Origin of the sequence: uncultured Roseibium sp., from assembly GCF_947499295.1 — a bacterium.
In the GTDB taxonomy this organism is placed as follows: domain Bacteria; phylum Pseudomonadota; class Alphaproteobacteria; order Rhizobiales; family Stappiaceae; genus Roseibium.
In genome coordinates, this window is the sequence record NZ_CANMNP010000008.1 from 148,653 (window position 1) to 164,919 (window position 16,267).

The 16,267-nt window shown below is 55.6% G+C and carries 18 protein-coding genes; 7 read left to right on the forward strand and 11 right to left on the reverse strand.

Translation table 11 applies throughout. The annotated features are described in order from the left end of the window. Positions 1-9 precede the first annotated feature (9 nt). The 4 genes from Q0835_RS14480 to Q0835_RS14495 all read right to left on the reverse strand — a co-directional run bounded on the left by Q0835_RS14480 (position 10) and on the right by Q0835_RS14495 (position 3,715). Complete coding sequence (locus Q0835_RS14480) at positions 10-894, reverse strand: F0F1 ATP synthase subunit gamma (RefSeq protein ID WP_298818863.1); 885 nt, start codon at positions 892-894, stop codon at positions 10-12. A gap of 33 nt (positions 895-927) precedes the next feature. Beyond that, on the reverse strand, positions 928-2,457 hold the full coding sequence (gene atpA / locus Q0835_RS14485; RefSeq protein WP_298818860.1) for a F0F1 ATP synthase subunit alpha: 1,530 nt from the start codon (positions 2,455-2,457) through the stop codon (positions 928-930). After that, the gene (locus Q0835_RS14490; RefSeq protein ID WP_298818858.1) at positions 2,457-3,017 is read right to left on the reverse strand and encodes a F0F1 ATP synthase subunit delta; all 561 of its coding nucleotides are present in this window, start codon (positions 3,015-3,017) and stop codon (positions 2,457-2,459) included. The genes atpA and Q0835_RS14490 overlap by 1 nt, the downstream gene beginning before the upstream one ends. A 338-nt stretch (positions 3,018-3,355) precedes the next feature. Further along, complete coding sequence (locus Q0835_RS14495; protein WP_298962342.1) at positions 3,356-3,715, reverse strand: DUF1428 domain-containing protein; 360 nt, start codon at positions 3,713-3,715, stop codon at positions 3,356-3,358. Positions 3,716-3,789: 74 nt separating this feature from the next. Here Q0835_RS14495 and Q0835_RS14500 point away from each other — a divergent pair, with 74 nt between their 5' ends. Continuing rightward, positions 3,790-4,236: a MarR family transcriptional regulator gene (locus Q0835_RS14500; RefSeq protein WP_298962345.1), complete on the forward strand. Its 447-nt coding sequence runs from the start codon at positions 3,790-3,792 to the stop codon at positions 4,234-4,236. 21 nt (positions 4,237-4,257) lie between these two features. Here the strand turns inward: Q0835_RS14500 and Q0835_RS14505 are convergent, their stop codons facing one another. After that, positions 4,258-6,456, reverse strand: coding sequence for a primosomal protein N' (locus Q0835_RS14505; protein ID WP_298962348.1), 2,199 nt, complete (start codon positions 6,454-6,456; stop codon positions 4,258-4,260). Further along, positions 6,446-6,598, reverse strand: a complete 153-nt coding sequence (locus Q0835_RS14510; RefSeq protein ID WP_298818850.1) for a hypothetical protein — start codon at positions 6,596-6,598, stop codon at positions 6,446-6,448. The genes Q0835_RS14505 and Q0835_RS14510 overlap by 11 nt, the downstream gene beginning before the upstream one ends. Before the next feature lie 132 nt (positions 6,599-6,730). Between Q0835_RS14510 and fsa the strand changes: the two genes are divergently transcribed. After that, a complete protein-coding gene (fsa, locus tag Q0835_RS14515; RefSeq protein WP_298962350.1) occupies positions 6,731-7,384 on the forward strand; it encodes a fructose-6-phosphate aldolase in 654 nt (217 codons plus the stop codon). A 14-nt stretch (positions 7,385-7,398) separates the two neighbouring features. Here fsa and Q0835_RS14520 read toward each other — a convergent pair whose 3' ends face one another. Beyond that, on the reverse strand, positions 7,399-8,346 hold the full coding sequence (locus Q0835_RS14520) for a sterol desaturase family protein (RefSeq protein ID WP_298962353.1): 948 nt from the start codon (positions 8,344-8,346) through the stop codon (positions 7,399-7,401). 143 nt (positions 8,347-8,489) lie between these two features. Between Q0835_RS14520 and Q0835_RS14525 the strand changes: the two genes are divergently transcribed. Next, positions 8,490-9,449, forward strand: a complete 960-nt coding sequence (locus tag Q0835_RS14525) for a tyrosine recombinase XerC (RefSeq protein WP_298818845.1) — start codon at positions 8,490-8,492, stop codon at positions 9,447-9,449. A 21-nt stretch (positions 9,450-9,470) separates the two neighbouring features. Here the strand turns inward: Q0835_RS14525 and Q0835_RS14530 are convergent, their stop codons facing one another. Next, positions 9,471-9,974, reverse strand: a complete 504-nt coding sequence (locus tag Q0835_RS14530; protein WP_298818843.1) for a GNAT family N-acetyltransferase — start codon at positions 9,972-9,974, stop codon at positions 9,471-9,473. Positions 9,975-10,116: 142 nt separating this feature from the next. On the opposite strand from Q0835_RS14530, the gene Q0835_RS14535 reads away from it, so the two are divergent. The 3 genes from Q0835_RS14535 (at position 10,117) to Q0835_RS14545 (ending at position 11,995) form a co-directional block, all read left to right on the forward strand. Further along, positions 10,117-10,521, forward strand: a complete 405-nt coding sequence (locus tag Q0835_RS14535; protein ID WP_298818841.1) for a serine/threonine protein kinase — start codon at positions 10,117-10,119, stop codon at positions 10,519-10,521. A gap of 118 nt (positions 10,522-10,639) precedes the next feature. Continuing rightward, on the forward strand, positions 10,640-10,873 hold the full coding sequence (locus Q0835_RS14540) for a hypothetical protein (RefSeq protein WP_298818839.1): 234 nt from the start codon (positions 10,640-10,642) through the stop codon (positions 10,871-10,873). A gap of 162 nt (positions 10,874-11,035) precedes the next feature. Further along, positions 11,036-11,995, forward strand: a complete 960-nt coding sequence (locus Q0835_RS14545; protein ID WP_298962497.1) for a metallophosphoesterase — start codon at positions 11,036-11,038, stop codon at positions 11,993-11,995. Between the two features lie 60 nt (positions 11,996-12,055). Here the strand turns inward: Q0835_RS14545 and Q0835_RS14550 are convergent, their stop codons facing one another. Beyond that, positions 12,056-12,694, reverse strand: a complete 639-nt coding sequence (locus Q0835_RS14550; RefSeq protein ID WP_298962356.1) for a cation transporter — start codon at positions 12,692-12,694, stop codon at positions 12,056-12,058. Positions 12,695-12,782: 88 nt separating this feature from the next. Between Q0835_RS14550 and Q0835_RS14555 the strand changes: the two genes are divergently transcribed. Continuing rightward, positions 12,783-13,202: a helix-turn-helix domain-containing protein gene (locus Q0835_RS14555; RefSeq protein WP_298818834.1), complete on the forward strand. Its 420-nt coding sequence runs from the start codon at positions 12,783-12,785 to the stop codon at positions 13,200-13,202. Here the strand turns inward: Q0835_RS14555 and Q0835_RS14560 are convergent. Further along, on the reverse strand, positions 13,196-14,671 hold the full coding sequence (locus Q0835_RS14560; protein ID WP_298962359.1) for a hypothetical protein: 1,476 nt from the start codon (positions 14,669-14,671) through the stop codon (positions 13,196-13,198). The two genes, Q0835_RS14555 and Q0835_RS14560, sit on opposite strands and share 7 nt — an antisense overlap. 171 nt (positions 14,672-14,842) lie before the next feature. Further along, positions 14,843-16,246 carry a dihydrolipoyl dehydrogenase gene (gene lpdA / locus Q0835_RS14565; protein ID WP_298962362.1) on the reverse strand — a complete coding sequence of 468 codons (1,404 nt, stop codon included), beginning with the start codon at positions 16,244-16,246 and terminating at the stop codon, positions 14,843-14,845. Positions 16,247-16,267: the final 21 nt, after the last annotated feature.

Here is a 16,267-nt window from a genome sequence, read left to right on the forward strand (position 1 = left end):
TCGATCCCGTTAGAGCGCTTCTGCGCCCGAGATAATTTCAATCAATTCCGTCGTAATCTGAGCCTGGCGCTGGCGGTTGTAGCTGATCGTCAGTTTGTCGATCATTTCACCAGCGTTGCGGGTCGCATTGTCCATAGCGGACATGCGGGCACCCTGCTCAGACGCAGCATTTTCCAGGAGAGCCCTGAAAACCTGCACGGAGATGTTACGCGGCAGAAGATCCGCAAGGATCTCGCCTTCGTCAGGCTCATATTCATAAACCGGCTGCGCGCCGTTGTTGCCTGTGTTTTCCTCGACTTCAAAGCTTGCAGGGATCAACTGCTGGGCAGTCGGTTCCTGAGCAATTACCGATTTGAACTTGGCATAGAAGAGCGTGCAGACATCGAATTCGCCATTATCGAACATGCCGAGAATGTCGCGACCGATTTCGTCAGCATCGGTGAAACCGACATATTTCACACTGCGCAGATCCACGGTTTTAAGAACGTACTGCCCAAGCTCGCGCTTCAACGCGTCATAACCCTTCTTGCCAACGCAAAGGATTTTGACCGTTTTACCGTCGGCGATCAGGCTGCGCGCCTTTTCACGTGCGAGCTTGGCGATATTGGTGTTGAAGCCCCCGCACAGCCCACGTTCAGCCGTAGCGACGACCAGGAGATGCACCTGATCGCTGCCCGTACCGGACATCAGCTTTGGAGCGTCGTCGCGGCCCTCGAAAGCCACCGCGAGATTGGCCAGCACGGCGTCCATGCGTTCCGCATAGGGGCGTGCAGCCTCCGCAGCTTCCTGTGCACGACGCAGCTTCGCCGCGGCCACCATCTGCATGGCCTTGGTGATTTTCTGCGTCGCCTTCACGGAAGCGATGCGGTTTCGTAAGTCCTTCAGGCTCGGCATGGCCGCCCCTGCTCCTTATCCCGGCGTGTGGTCTTAAGCGAAGTTCTTGGCGAACGCGTCGACGGCAGCTTTCAGCTTGCCGGTCAGTTCGTCGTCGAGAGCCTTCTTTTCCCAAATGGCGTCCAGCAGATCCTGGTGTTCACCACGCAGGAACAACAGCAGGCCTTCTTCGAAATCCTTCACCCGGTCGACCGGATGCGTATCGAGATAGCCGTTCACGCCAGCGTAGATCACTGCAACCTGCTCTTCCGTTTTCAGCGGCGAGAACTGCGGCTGCTTCAGAAGTTCGGTCAGGCGCGCGCCACGGTTCAGCAGGCGCTGCGTGGTGGCATCGAGATCGGAGCCGAACTGCGCAAATGCTGCCATTTCGCGGTACTGAGCAAGTTCACCCTTAATCGGGCCGGCAACCTGCTTCATCGCCTTGATCTGCGCGGAAGAACCAACGCGGGAAACCGACAGACCGACGTTCACTGCCGGACGGATACCCTGATAGAAAAGGTCGGTTTCCAGGAAGATCTGACCGTCAGTGATCGAAATCACGTTGGTCGGAATAAACGCGGAAACGTCGTTGCCCTGGGTCTCAATGACCGGAAGCGCTGTCAGGGAACCGCGGCCATGCTCTTCATTGAGCTTCGCCGAACGCTCCAGCAGACGGGAGTGCAGGTAGAAAACGTCACCCGGGAACGCTTCACGTCCGGGCGGGCGGCGCAGAAGCAAGGACATCTGACGATAGGCAACAGCCTGTTTGGTCAGATCGTCGTAACCGATCACGGCGTGCATGGAGTTGTCACGGAAGTACTCGCCCATGGCGCAACCGGAGAACGGTGCAAGGAACTGCAGCGGGGCTGCATCGGAAGCTGTTGCGGCGACAACGATGGAATATTCCAGTGCGCCTGCATCTTCCAGAGTCTTAACGAACTGAGCGACAGTGGAGCGCTTCTGCCCGACCGCAACGTAGATGCAGTATAGCTTGGCGTCTTCATCATCGGAAGCGTGCAACGGCTTCTGGTTCAGGAAAGTGTCGAGAATAATCGCTGTCTTGCCAGTCTGACGGTCGCCGATGACAAGTTCGCGCTGACCACGACCAACCGGGATCAAGGCGTCGATTGCCTTCAGGCCGGTCGACATCGGCTCGTGAACGGATTTACGCGGCAGAATGCCAGGCGCCTTAACGTCCACACGGCGACGTTCGGTCGCTTCGATCGGGCCCTTGCCGTCAAGCGGATTGCCGAGCGGGTCAACAACGCGGCCCAGCAGACCCTTGCCAACCGGCACCTCAACGATGGCGCCGGTCCGCTTGACGGTGTCGCCTTCTTTAATGTCACGGTCGGAACCGAACAGAACGACACCGACGTTGTCGGATTCCAGGTTAAGAGCCATGCCCTTAATTCCACCTGGGAATTCGACCATTTCACCAGCCTGAACTTTGTCCAGACCATAAACACGGGCGATACCGTCACCGACGGAGAGCACCTGACCAACTTCAGAAACTTCGGCTTCCTGGCCAAAGCTCTTGATCTGGTCCTTGAGGATTGCGGAGATTTCCGCGGCCCGAATATCCATCAGCCGACCTCTTTCATCGCGAACTTGAGTGAATTGAGCTTGGTACGCAGCGAAGTATCGATCATACGTGAGCCGACCTTGACCACGAGGCCACCGATCAGAGCAGGATCAACTTCCGCTACGACGTTTACAGATTTGCCCGTGGAAGAAGACAATGCTTCCTTCAGGGCGGCGACATGTTCGTCGGACAATGGGGCTGCGGAGGTTACCTCAGCCGTTTCCTCGCCTCGCTTGTCTGCAAGCAGTGCGTGGTATGCCTTGATCATGCCGGGAAGAACGAAGAGGCGCCGGTTACGGGCGGCCAACTTCACAAAATTTGCAGCGAGGCCGGAAATGCCTGCTTTTTCGAGAAGTGCAGTGAGCGCTGCTAGCTGCTCCTCAGCACTAAATGCCGGGCTCTTCACTAGACGGTCGAGATCTTCACTTTCGGCAAGCATGCCTTCGAAAGCGGCGAGATCCCGTTCCACGTCAGACGTTACGCCTTCGCCCTCTGCAAGGTCGAGAAGGGCGGACGCGTAACGCTGTGCCACGCCGGATACGAGAGATACGTTGTCAGTCACCAGGTCCGTGCTCTCTGACTTTTTCCAGACCCGCAAAACGGCCAGCGTTCGCAAGGTATTGAAAAAATGAATGATTTCGAGGTCAGAAGGTATGACGGTTAAACCGTTCCCCCAAAGCCGCGCCTCAATTAGCACAGGGTTTCCCAGTGTGCAACTTCGCCAAAAGACTGTTTTTGACGATTCATAGGGGTTTTTTGATAGGCAGGCCTAAAAAGCCATGAAGATCAATGTCTCCACGCCCGTCTAAACCTTTAGACGGTTTTCCTGCGGCTGCGATTTTTTTGGGACGCACGGCCCTAAAGCTTCCTGGCATCGTCGAGGATCCGCTCGCGGCAGCCTTAATAGCTGACAAGAGGCTCAAAACCGCCGAAGATCATGCGCTTCATGCTCATGATTTCGTTGGCATTCGGCATGACCTCCTCCCATCGGGGATCCGATTCCATCGTGGCCATACAGGCATCTGCCGTTTTTTGGTCCGGCCAGACAATCCAGGAAAACACTACAGTCTCATCGTCTTCCTTTTTAACAGCCATCGGAAAAGACGTGACTTTTCCGTCCGGCACCGCCACGCCCCATGCCTCACAGCAATTCAAGGCGCCGTATTCCTTGAAGAGAACCCACGATTTCTCTGCGATTTCTTTGTAATCTGCTTTTCGCGCCGTCTTCACCGGTAACAAAAACCCCTGAACATAGGTCATTCACTTGCCCTCCTGGCTGGAAACAGACGCAAGCATCGCATATGATTATGTTGATATCAACGTAATCATATGCGATGCACCCAGATCTGCCACTTTCTACAACACATGAAGTCCGCGACCGCTGTCTTTGCCTTCATCTTCAGCGCGCTGCGCGTCACGTTGGACGCCGGTTTGATGAGGCATTGCGGCCACTCCAGCTGACGAACGGGCAATTCTCCTTACTCATGGCGCTGAACCGGCCCGGCGCGCCAAAACTGGGAGAAATCGCCACTTTACTGGTCATGGACCGCACCACGTTGACTGCAAATCTGAAGCCTTTGGTGCGCCGTGACCTGTTGACGATAGAACCGGACCCCTCGGACCGGCGAAGCCGCAGGCTGCTGCTTAGCGACAAGGGTCGAAAGCTATTGATCGACGCCATGCCTGTCTGGCGCGCTGTTCATGACGCGATTGATGCCGAACTGGCATCGGTCGACAGCGCACCTATCCGGAAGCAACTGCTAGCTCTCAGTTTCGATTGAGATGACCTCTTTGCCACCTCATTAGAGAAAGTGCTGCGGATCGATGTCCACCTGCACCCTTAAACCCCTTGTCGGTTTCGGGCCCTCCGCGAGCCAACGCCGCAAATACGTCTGTAGGTCAAATTGACGCGGGGCCATCGCCAGCAATCGAAACCGATATCTTCCGCGCACCATCGCGAGAGCTGCCTCTGCCGGGCCGAGCAATGTCACTGCCTGATCGTGGGGAGCTGCCCGCGCCAGCGCTCTGGCGTAGCCTTCAGCGAATGACTTGTCTGGTCCGGACACAATGAGCGCTGCCAACCTTCCAAAAGGAGGCAATCCAGCTGACCGCCTTGCTTCGATTTCCGCCTGATAAAAGGCATGTTTGTCGCTCGACAACAACGCCTTGATCACCGGATGATCAGCATTATAGGTCTGAAGATAGCCCCTTCCGCCTCCGGTTACCCGGCCCGCCCGGCCGGTCACCTGCGCAAGCAGCTGAAATGTTTTTTCAGCCGCTCTCGGGTCCCCATGGGCGAGACCCAGATCGGCATCGACAACGCCGACCAGTTTCATCTTTGGAAAATTATGCCCTTTGGCGACAAGCTGCGTACCGATCACGATGTCGGCACCGCCTTCTTCGACGATTTTCATTTCCCGTTTCAGTCGCTCGGGCCCACCGGCAATGTCGGAGGAAAGCACCAGCGTGCGCGCCTCGGGGAAAAGATCCGAGATTTCTTCGGCAATCCGTTCTACTCCAGGTCCGCACGCCACAAGGCTGTCACTGCTCTGACAGGACGGACAGGAATGCGGAACCGGTTCGGAATGACCGCAATGATGGCAGACGAGCTTTTTTTGAAACCGGTGTTCCACCAACCATGCGCTACAATGCGCGCACTGGAACCGATGACCACACGTTCGGCAGAGCGTTAGCGGCGCATAGCCACGCCGGTTCAAAAACAAAAGCGACTGATCGCCGCTGCCGAACGTTTCGCGAATCCCGTTGATGAGAGCGGGCGCAAGCCATCGGCCGCGCTCCGGACCATCCAGACGCATGTCAATTGCGTGCAGGTCCGGCAGCGACGCGCCTGACGCGCGTTCAGGCAACTCGTATAGATCATACCGTCCCTGTTGCGCATTGACGATGCTTTCAACCGAAGGCGTTGCGGACGCCAGAACCACGGGAAACTTCGATATGTGTCCTCTGACGACTGCCATGTCCCTGGCACTGTAGGGAACCCGGTCATCCTGTTTGAATGCTGCGTCATGTTCCTCATCTACGATAATCAAGCCGAGTTCCTTGAACGGCAGGAACAAAGACGAGCGAGCGCCGATGACAACCCTGACATCGCCGGAGGCTACGCCGCGCCAGACACGTGCCCTATTGCGAGGTGTAATTTCCGAATGCCACTCAGCCGGATAAACGCCGAACCGTTGTTCAAACCGACGCAGGAATTGTTCGGTCAGTGCTATTTCCGGCAAAAGCACCAATACTTGCCGGTCCCGTCGCAACGCTTCTGCAATCGCCTCGAAATAGACTTCCGTCTTTCCCGATCCGGTTACGCCGTCGATCAGCGCGACACTACCGCCTTGTTTGGAGAAGCCGCTGATCAAGCCTTCCGCAGCAGCCTGTTGAGAAGACGTCAAAGGTTTTTGTGAATAATCGATCTGTGGTTTGGGAAGCGGCAAGGCCGCCGGCATCATGACCACTTCCAAAACGTCCTGATTGATCAGACCGTCGATGACCGATGGAGAAACCCCTGCTGCGTGGGACAATCCGCTTTTTGTCCAGGCAAAACCATCTTCCATCGTGGCAAGGACACGCCCGCGAGCTGCCGTCATCCGGTCCGGCTCAGCGCCGTCAATGCGTCGAACGCCCGGAACGGGCGCTTCCGGTTCCAGGGCTTCCTCGGAACGCAGCACCATACGCAGCACCATTCCGGGTGCTCCGAGCGTCCAGGAGGCGACCCAGTCAACGAAACGGCGCAATTCCTCATCAAGTGGGGGTGTTTTGTCATAGACCCTTGAAATGGATTTCAGCTTTTTGGGATTAATTGCTGCGTCCGGCTGATCGTCCCAGACAGCCCCGATCACTTCACGAGGACCTAGAGGCACCTTGACGATTGTGCCTGGCACCACAGTCTCACCAGGCGGCACCTTGTAGGTATAGGCATCCGGCACGGCAATGGGCACCAGAACACTGGCAATCGTTTCAGGCAGTTCTGGGTCGTCAAACAGCACCGGGTTTCAGGTCCTCACCGTCGTTTGCCAGTTTGTCCAGTACATGTGGCAACACCTCGAAATTGAAAAAAACAATGCCGCCGTCTCGCTCAAGCGCAAGCTCCGTTAGTCTTGAGGTACGTACCGCAAAAAATTCATCCACCGAAGAATCAGGGGTTCTTCTTGTCATCATCCTAGGGTAAAGAGAGCGCAGCTGACCACGCAAACGTTTTGCCCCGCTACCGGGAAAAGACATCCGGCGACTAAACGGGCGCCTCACAGGGAGTACGAATTCATGAAATTCTTTGTCGACACTGCCGACGTTACGGAAATCAAGGAACTGGAGTCCACCGGTCTACTGGACGGTGTGACAACGAACCCGTCGCTGATTGCCAAATCCGGCCGTGATTTCAAGGAAGTGATCGCGGAAATCTGCTCGATCACAGAAGGCGATGTTTCTGCAGAAGTTGCTGCAACCGACTTCGATACAATGATCAAGGAAGCCAACGTGCTTCGCGCGATCGCAAATAATGTGGTCATCAAACTTCCGTTGACTTTCGACGGCTTGAAAGCTTGCAAGAAGCTGACAGAGGAAGGCACGAAGACCAACGTCACGCTGTGCTTCTCCGCGAACCAGGCTCTTCTTGCCGCCAAGGCCGGTGCAACTTACATCTCGCCGTTCATCGGTCGTCTTGATGATATTCATGCGGACGGTCTCGAGCTGATCAGGGAAATCCGCGTCATCTATGACAACTACGGTTACGAAACCGAAATCCTGGCGGCATCTATCCGCACACCGAACCACGTAAAGGATTGCGCCATCATCGGCGCCGATGTTGCAACCGTTCCCCCCGCAACGTTGAAAAGCCTCGTCAAGCACCCTCTGACCGATAAGGGTCTTGAAGCTTTCCTCGCCGATTGGGCGAAGACCGGGCAGAGCATTCTTTAGGCAAATACGAAACGTTACGACGCTGCAGTGGACGCATCGGGCTCAACGGTCCGGTGCGTTTCTGGTTTTGCCGGGTCATCGGGTGCGGACGCTCGAACTTTGCGTGAAGGGCGCACCAAGTTCAGAACCATCTTGCCCCACACGGCAAATGGATAAAGGATCAGTTTCACGACATCGTTTTCCGGAACGCCTTTCGCACCCAACGGTTCATGGCAAGGACCGGGAACAAAATATGTGCCAAAGGCAAGATCGAATATCGGGAAGATATTTGCGAGGTTCTTGCCGTAGGCTTCCGGAAAATCGGCATGGTGCCATTGGTGCATGCGCGGCGATGCGATCACATATTTGAACGGTCCGTGATCCCAGTCGACATTGAGATGGACATACATGCTGTGCAGCGTCAGCAGAACGGCTCCCATTCCCATCGATCCTGTCGGGAAACCCAACCAGCTGAGGAGCAGGATGTAAGACAGGCCCATCACGACAGACTCAAGAAAGTGAATCCGATAGGCCGTAAGTGCATTCATATCCGGGTCGGAATGGTGAATGGCGTGGATGGGCCAAAACCACCTGTGATGCATCAATCGATGGTTCCAGTAGTTGGCGAAATCGTAGCAAACGATCGCCAGTGGAACGAGCAGCCATGCCGGAACGCCTTGCCAAAAGCTCTCGTCGATGCCGGGCAGACCAATTGCGTCATAAAACTGCTTTACCGGGTAGGTAAGCAGCAGCACCGCAGGTGCAAACAGCAGGCTGACCCACCAGAAAGCAATATTGGCACCAACACTTTTCAGCAGCCGCCGTGGCCAGGAGAACCTATAACCACGCCGATGCAGATCAACCAAAACAACCACAAGAAGAAAAGCGATGGTTGCTGCAAAAGTCAGGCTTTCAAGACGGTTGTTGACCAGAAACAAAAACAGTTCCTGTAGCCGTTGGGCAAAGTCAGCCAATACGTCCACCGGGGCAACTCCTTACAAAACTCAACAAGCGTTTTAGCAACCCTTGCTTAAGTGACGGTAAAGTCGCCGCTGTCTATTCATCGCATCAAAATCCGTTCCATCGTTAACGGAACAGTTGCCTGTTCTGAGTGTAAATGAGGATCATGCGCACGAATTCTGACGAACAAAATGCCTTGCTGACCACGGCCCAGCCTGATCTTAATCACCGGCTGGAACTTTGGCTGGATCACCTGTCAGACGAGCGGCGCCTTTCGGACAAGACTCTCCTGGCCTATGAGCGGGATCTGCGTCAGTTTCTGCGGTTCTTGACAATGCACTTGGGTGGAGCGCCGGCCCTCAAGGACATTGCGGCCTTGCGCCCGGTTGATTTTCGAAGCTTTCTGGCAAACCGCCGCCGCCAGGGTGTGCAAAGCCGTTCTCTGGCACGTGGACTTGCCGGGATTCGGTCCTTTCTGAGGTTTTTGGAAAGACGCGGAGAGGTCAATGCGGCCGCTTCGGCAGCAGTGCGTCCACCCCGCCAGGCCCGCTCTCTGCCCAAACCCGTTTCCTCGAAAGATGCCGTCGATATCACCAGCGGCGATTTCGGGATGGAATCAGAGGCTTGGATCGAGGCCCGGAACGCTGCGGTACTGACGCTCCTTTATGGCTGCGGATTACGCATTTCAGAGGCGTTATCATTGACAGGCGGCGCGGCGCCGAAACGTGTAACAAAGACGATACGGATCATCGGAAAGGGTGGCAAAGAACGAATTGTGCCAATTCTGCCCGCCGTCAGCGAAGCCATCGAGCAATATCTGAAACTCTGTCCATACGCGGTCAGTGCAAATGGCCCGCTGTTCCTCGGCGCACGTGGCGGGCCACTCAATCCCCGTATGGTCCAGCTGGCCATGCAGCGCTTGCGTGGAGCACTCGGTCTGCCAGACAGCGCGACGCCTCACGCCTTGCGCCATTCCTTTGCGACCCATCTGCTGGCCGGCGGTGGCGACCTCAGAACCATCCAGGAACTGCTTGGACATGCCAGCCTTGCCTCGACGCAGATCTACACAGAGATCGACAGTGCGCACCTTCTGAAAGCTTACGACAAGGCCCACCCCAGAAGGTAAAATATTACCTGTTTCAGTGAGTCATTCCTGTCTTGGCAAGACATACACCGAACGTGTTTTGTCATCAGGAAAGACTTCCCGCGCAATCACCTCACCACCCAGCTTTTGAACGAGTTTGCGGGCCGCTGCATTGGCATCATCCATATGCGTTTCCACCAAAGGCCAACCATAGTTGTCATAGGCGTGCTTGATCGCAACTTTTGAAACTTCGACGGCCGCGCCAGTCCCCCGGGCTTCGGGCAGCAGCCACCAGGTCAGCTCGCGCCGGGGCCAGCCATCCGGCCAGACAAATCCGCAACCACCGATCGCAGGCCCGCCTTGTTTCGGCACGATCATCCAAAGTCCATAGCCGCGCAGGTGCCAGTGTCCGACGTGCCCAGCAAGGGCCCGCCAGGACTGATCATCCCGCAGCGGTCCACCGTAGAAACGGGATGCTTCGGCATCTGAAAAAAAGGCGCGGTATACGGCTAGGTCTTGCGCCTCGGGTGGGCGAAGCAGAAATCGCTCACTGCTGAGTGATTGCATACTAACTCTCTGTTTTACTTGGAGGGATTTTTTAACGACACTGTCACTTTTCAAATGCAATTCTAGCAGGTGCGGCGGTAATCGGTTAGGTTGAAGTCAATCACTCGACGTTTTTTCACCGAAGGCACGTGGGAGAACAGACATGCGCATGGTGATCCTCGCAATCGCCCTATTGATGATGTCCGCGGCCCCGTCTCTTGCACAGCGGATCTACTGCCCGATCCCAGAAGATGGCACCTGGGTCAATCCGGATGCCGAGCCCAAACAAATCTCGCGTATCGAAGTGGAGAGCCGCTGCGAAAATGAACAGGTGAACGTGCGTGTCCGAGCCTTTACGTCCTGCATTCCGCGAGACTGCAAATGGGGTTGGACCAAAGCGGAGCTGCGTTCAGATGGTGCTGTCGTGGTATTGTTGGTCGGCTTTCTCAGCAGTAAGCAGATTACCTTGAAAGCTTTCGGGGATCTTCTCGACACCCATGTCGTGAATATCGTCAATGACTTGTCGGAACCTCGACGTGAAGTAACTTACAATCTCAGGCGAAAGTGATGCTGTTTTGCGCAGCAAAATACAATCGATCCCCGTTTTTTCCTTGCCAGATCGTCGTTTTTTCTTACCCTACGTAAAGTCGCGTCGTTCTAACGCGGCCAGAAGACGGAGGCAGAGCATGCGTCTATTAAGCACCGGTGTTGCGGCCCTCGCCCTGACAGCATTTGCAGTTGTTCCTGCAAATGCCTGTTCCTGGGGAAAGACCGCAAAGTCGAAAAACATGACCGTCGCGGACACGACCGTCATACCCGAAGTTGACACGGATGTTTCCATCGCGACCAATGATCTGAGCGACGAAACACTAAAAGAAGCAATCGTTCTACCGGTTCCAGGCGACAAACCAGCCGAGTGAACCGGCTCCTCTAAAGAGCTCCAATCATGTCCCGCTGCCTTGCAGCGGGACTTTTTGCAGAAGCCTTGCACATTTTCTGCTGAAATCGGCCCTCAAGGCGCCGCGAAGCGGATGCACCACAGCTCATATTGGCAGCAACCAAGTATCGGGGTGCGGTATCTCATGATTTCAAGGCGATTGTTTTTAAAAGGGCTTGGATGCGCCGTTCTTGGCGCGATTTCGGCACCCGCCTATGCGATCGGAGTTGAACCCTTTCGCCTGACGGTCAAAGAGTATCGACTGACACCGCCCCGCTGGCCCAAAGACCTCCAGCTCACGGCCGCACTGATCGCCGACCCTCATATTTGTGACCCATGGATGAATTTGGAGCGGCTGAAATTCGTGGTTGGCCGCACCAACGCCCTCAAACCGGATATCATCCTGATGCTAGGGGACTACGTGGCGAGCCACAAATGGCAGTACGATGCAATTCCACCGCAGGAGTGGGCAGACATTTTCGGCGACCTGAATGCGCCGCTCGGCACACATGCCATCCTTGGGAATCACGACTGGTGGGATGACCATGAAGCCCAACTGACCGGCCGAGGCCCAACGAAGTACGGTCAGGCCCTCCTCAACGCCGGAATACCGCTCTACCAGAACCGCGCTGAACGTTTCACCAAAGACGGCAAAGCCTTCTGGCTGGCCGGACTTGATGACCAGCTTGCCCTTTTTCCGAGCCGCAAGCGAAAGCGGAAATACTGGCGTGGCATGGACGACCTGACAGGGACCCTTGACCAGGTGATTGACGACGCGCCCGTGCTACTCATGGCGCATGAGCCAGACATAATCCGAAAGGTGCCTTCTCGCGTGAGCCTGACCGTCAGTGGTCACACACATGGTGGTCAGATCGATGTCATGGGTTACAAGCCCGCATTCCCCAAGAAACACGGGAAAGACCACATCTATGGTCATATCATCGAGACCGAAGGAACAACTCTGATGCGCCATTTGAGCCTCAGAACGAACCCAAGACACCTGATCGTGTCCGGCGGTCTTGGATGCTCGATCCTGCCGGTCCGCTTCGGCGTACCGCCGGAAATCACGTTGGTTCACCTCGGCGCTGCCAAAACAGCTTCTTGACATGCCGTGATGTCATCGAAAGGTGCTTGAGCGCTAACTTTCAGCAGAAACCAGCGGTCACTACACTGCCGGGTGGGTTTGCGAGCTGTCTTGACGGTACTCCCGAATAGCCTGCACGAAAATCTGGATTGCAGAGCTCAGGAACAGACCCGCCATCAATCCAGCAACAATCAGGTCAGGCCAGGCGGTTGCCGTGCCCCAAACGCCGAAAGCCGCCAACATAACCGCCACATTGCCGATTGCATCATTTCGCGAGCAAAGCCAGACGGACCGAACATTTGCGTCCCCATCCTTGTATCGCACAAGCAACAACACGCTGAAGAGATTAACTGCCAAGGCAAGAAAGCCGATTGACCCCATCACCGCAGCCCGTGGAACGCCAAGAACAAACACTTGGTAAAGCGTTGTCGCCGCAACCCAAAGACCCATGAGAAAAAGGCTGCTTCCCTTGAAGAGAGCAGCAAGCGCGCGCGTCTTCAGGGAGGCGCCAATCACAGCAAGTGAAATGCCATAGGTCACGGCATCGCCAAAGAAGTCCAGGGCATCGGCCTGAAGAGCTTTGGACCCGGCCGCCTGACCTGCTGCCATTTCCACGACAAACATTGCCCCGTTGAGCGCAATCACCAACCAAAGACGACGGCGGTAATCTTGCGACATGCCGTCAAAACGTTGATTTGAAGCGCCGCAGCACGCGCCCATGGTTCACTCCTTGCCGAATCGGCCACTTGAATTTCCGTCTTTTGACCTTTCTAATTCCTATAGCGACTAGAGCTTCAAGAGGTTTTTGATGGATTTTTCAATCGGAGAGCTGTCCCGCGAAACCGGGGTGAAGGTGCCAACGATCCGGTATTATGAAAAAGAAGGTTTGCTGGAAGCGCCCTTGCGGACCGAAGGCAACCAACGCCGGTACCGCCACTCGGATCTTGAAAGGTTGCGCTTCATCAGACACTGCCGCGACCTGGGGTTACCGATGCCAGCGGTTCGGGATCTTATCGAACTCAGCCAACACCCCGACAAACCTTGTGCCGAAGCGGACCTGATTGCGGTGGAACAGCTCAAGGCTGTCCGGCAACGCATCACGCATCTGCAGAGACTTGAGTCCGAGCTAACCCGTATTGCCGACAGCTGCCAGGGTGATCACACAGTCACAGAGTGCAACGTTCTCAGAGCATTCGCAGATCATGGGCTTTGCAAAGATGATCACTGAGCATGAGGGAGAATTCGCGACGTTGTTTCGTCACCGAAGATTTTGACCGACACGCCCTCATCCAGTTTTTCCAGTCGCAGAATCCGCCACCGTTCAACGGGAAGATTGCAGGACTGCCGACCCAATACACAAGAAAATTGCGGGACCCGCCGATAGTCCGGGTCCGACCACACTTTTTCAGCAATGTCATGCCGACCCTTGAGATATCCTAAAATCGTGTACTCGCTCACGTACCAGACATCGCCTTCCTCGAGGTCGTACAAACTTGTCGGACGCCCCTTGGGAAAGGTTCCGCCCCACGTCCAGGCGAGTGCGCCCAGGGTGTTTTGGTTCAGATAGTGCTGAGCCATGGTTTCATCGACAAACACGCGCTGACCATCTGACAGATCCTTCTCATAGGCAGCTATCACCGCTTCAGAATTCTCCACTCGTTCTGAAATAAAATAGAAGCTGAAGAAATTGGCCGATAGGGCCAGAAAAAGGGTGGCAAATAGAGTTGCCTTCACTTTGAGCCACCTGGTTCCGACAGCAGCATCCAACGCGATCAGGAAAACCATTGAAGCCGCGAGGTTCCGGATCAAAGCTTTGTCGTGGAGGAAGGCCGCCAAAAACTGACCTGCCGCCAGTGCAGTGCAAATTGCAGCAGCGGCGTGGTTGTGACGAAAGACGAGCGCTGAAGCCCCAGCGAACAGGACCGCGCGAAGAATCGCCTCGTCATTGAAGCCACCACCCGTTGATCGGCCGGCATGGAAGGTGAACTGCTCAAGAAACTCGGCAAACTCGAAATCAATTGACAGTGCAAACACCGCGAGCGCCAACAAGAGCGCTGCAAGACCTTCGCAGATAATTCGCAACAGTCTTGCCTGACGCGTTGCCAGGCGCCAGATCTCCAACACCGCAATAGCACCGAGGCTCCAGGCAAAAAGCGAAGGCGCTGCAAGAGGCGCAATGCCGAAAAGAAACTTGCTGAATATGCTCATTACAGCGCGCGGTCCTGCCTGCCCCCTGGCACGGGAAGCCTCAGCGCGCAACAACGGAAGAGACACGCTCAAGCCCGACACGAATATCAAGGCACCCGTCAGCTCCAGGCGAAATCCGGTAACAACGTACAATGGGGCAAAAAGGAGCGGTGTGAAAAGCGCGGCAAGCCGCAAATCCAATCGCAAACAGATGATCACGAAAACCAGGTTGGTCAGCGCAAAGCACAAAAACTCAAATGCAAGCAGCGCCGTGGTGTCGGTTCCAGAAACTGAAAAAAACAGTCCGGCGAAGATCAGATGCAGCCTCGGCTGCAAATGGTAGTTTTCAAGGCCGGGAAACTGGACCGCGAGCAGACTGTTCCAGTGGCGCCCGCTCTCGGCAAATTCCATTGCCCAGGGAACGAAAAAAAGGTCATCCACATTGGCAATGCTGCGGTCTGGCCAGAAGAAAACCAGGCCGCAAAGCAAAGGCAGCCCCATCACAGCCATAAAAAAAAGTATGCCTGCTTTGTTATTCAATCCATTTGCAGGTTCGTTAAGTGCCAATTGTCACCTGACTGTTTCAACAAAAAACCGGGAGCTCTTTTCACTTAAGAGCCCCCGGCTTCCAACCGTTATTCTGCACCGCTGTTCTGATTGGCCGAAAAACCGACGGTTCTTTTAGGAATGTATCGGCTTGGCAAACGCACCGAGTGCTGCCTCCTTGACCGCTTCTGACATGGTCGGATGAGCATGGCATGTCCGGGCAAGGTCTTCCGAGGACCCACCAAATTCCATAAGAACTGCAGCCTCGTGGATCATCTCACCAGCGCCAAAGCCTACTATGTGAACGCCAACGACGCGGTCTGTTTTGGCGTCAGCCAAAACCTTGGCAAAGCCATCCGTCTGGTTCATGGCGCGTGCGCGGCCATTGGCCGTGAACGCGAATTTGCCGGTCTTGTACTCTACGCCATCGGCCTTCAATTCTTCTTCGGTCTTGCCGACAGAAGCCACTTCCGGCTGGGTGTAAACGACGCCTGGAATGACATCGTAGTTCACGTGACCTGCCTGGCCTGCCAAGATCTCTGCAATGGCCACGCCTTCGTCCTCGGCCTTGTGGGCCAACATGGGGCCGGCAACAACATCTCCGATGGCATAGATACCGTCGACATTCGTCTTGTAGTGCGCATCGATCTGAACCCGGCCACGCTCGTCGAGCGCAACGCCTGCACTGTCCAGTCCAAGTCCTTCCGAATAGGGACGGCGGCCGATAGCGACCAGGACGATGTCCGCTTCAATGGTTTCCGCGTCACCGCCTTTTGCCGGCTCCACGGTCACGGCTAGGCCTTTGCCTTTTTTCTCAACGCCGGTGACTTTGGAGGAAAGCTTGAATGCCATGCCCTGCTTTTTCAGCATCCGCTGGAAGTTCTTCGACACGTCTCCATCCATCGGGCCAAGGATCTTGTCCATGAACTCAACCACGGTGACTTCGGACCCGAGACGGTTCCAGACCGAACCGAGTTCCAGTCCGATCACACCGCCCCCGACGACGACCATCTTTCCGGGAACCTTCTCCAGCTCCAGAGCACCGGTCGAGGAGACAATCAGTTTTTCGTCAATCTCAACACCCGGCAAAGGCATGACATCGGAGCCGGTGGCGATCACGATATTTTTCGTTTCGACCACGGAAACCGTGCCATCATCGGCCGTAACCTCGACTTTGCCCTGGGCCAGGATCTTGCCAGTGCCGGTATGCACATCGATCTTGTTCTTCTTCATGAGGAACGCAACGCCGCCGACATTGGCGTCCACCACATCAGATTTGTGTTTCATCATCGCCGGCAGATCGAGTTTCGGCTTGCCCGCCTTGATTCCGATCTTTTCAAACCCATGTCCGGCTTCGTCAAACATTTCCGATGCATAAAGCAGCGCTTTGGACGGAATGCAGCCGATGTTGAGGCAAGTGCCACCGAGGGTCGCCCGTTTTTCAACGACGGCCGTCTTCAGGCCAAGCTGTGCGGCCTTGATTGCGCACACATAGCCGCCCGGGCCGGTTCCGATGACGACGAGATCATATTGGGACATTTTGGTCGCCTTTGCCTCTTT

Excerpts from the sequence above, each read along its gene's own strand:
- Q0835_RS14540 (WP_298818839.1), top strand. The coding sequence starts at position 10,640 with ATGCGTCTATTAAGCACCGGTGTTGCGGCCCTCGCCCTGACAGCATTT.
- Q0835_RS14545 (WP_298962497.1), top strand. The coding sequence starts at position 11,036 with ATGATTTCAAGGCGATTGTTTTTAAAAGGGCTTGGATGCGCCGTTCTT.
- Q0835_RS14560 (WP_298962359.1), bottom strand. The coding sequence starts at position 14,671 with ATGGCTGTGATGGGGCTGCCTTTGCTTTGCGGCCTGGTTTTCTTCTGG.
- Q0835_RS14495 (WP_298962342.1), bottom strand. The coding sequence starts at position 3,715 with ATGACCTATGTTCAGGGGTTTTTGTTACCGGTGAAGACGGCGCGAAAA.
- atpA (WP_298818860.1), bottom strand. The coding sequence starts at position 2,457 with ATGGATATTCGGGCCGCGGAAATCTCCGCAATCCTCAAGGACCAGATC.
- Q0835_RS14530 (WP_298818843.1), bottom strand. The coding sequence starts at position 9,974 with ATGCAATCACTCAGCAGTGAGCGATTTCTGCTTCGCCCACCCGAGGCG.
- Q0835_RS14500 (WP_298962345.1), top strand. The coding sequence starts at position 3,790 with ATGCACCCAGATCTGCCACTTTCTACAACACATGAAGTCCGCGACCGC.
- Q0835_RS14555 (WP_298818834.1), top strand. The coding sequence starts at position 12,783 with ATGGATTTTTCAATCGGAGAGCTGTCCCGCGAAACCGGGGTGAAGGTG.
- Q0835_RS14480 (WP_298818863.1), bottom strand. The coding sequence starts at position 894 with ATGCCGAGCCTGAAGGACTTACGAAACCGCATCGCTTCCGTGAAGGCG.
- fsa (WP_298962350.1), top strand. The coding sequence starts at position 6,731 with ATGAAATTCTTTGTCGACACTGCCGACGTTACGGAAATCAAGGAACTG.
- Q0835_RS14550 (WP_298962356.1), bottom strand. The coding sequence starts at position 12,694 with ATGGGCGCGTGCTGCGGCGCTTCAAATCAACGTTTTGACGGCATGTCG.
- Q0835_RS14525 (WP_298818845.1), top strand. The coding sequence starts at position 8,490 with ATGCGCACGAATTCTGACGAACAAAATGCCTTGCTGACCACGGCCCAG.
- Q0835_RS14535 (WP_298818841.1), top strand. The coding sequence starts at position 10,117 with ATGCGCATGGTGATCCTCGCAATCGCCCTATTGATGATGTCCGCGGCC.
- lpdA (WP_298962362.1), bottom strand. The coding sequence starts at position 16,246 with ATGTCCCAATATGATCTCGTCGTCATCGGAACCGGCCCGGGCGGCTAT.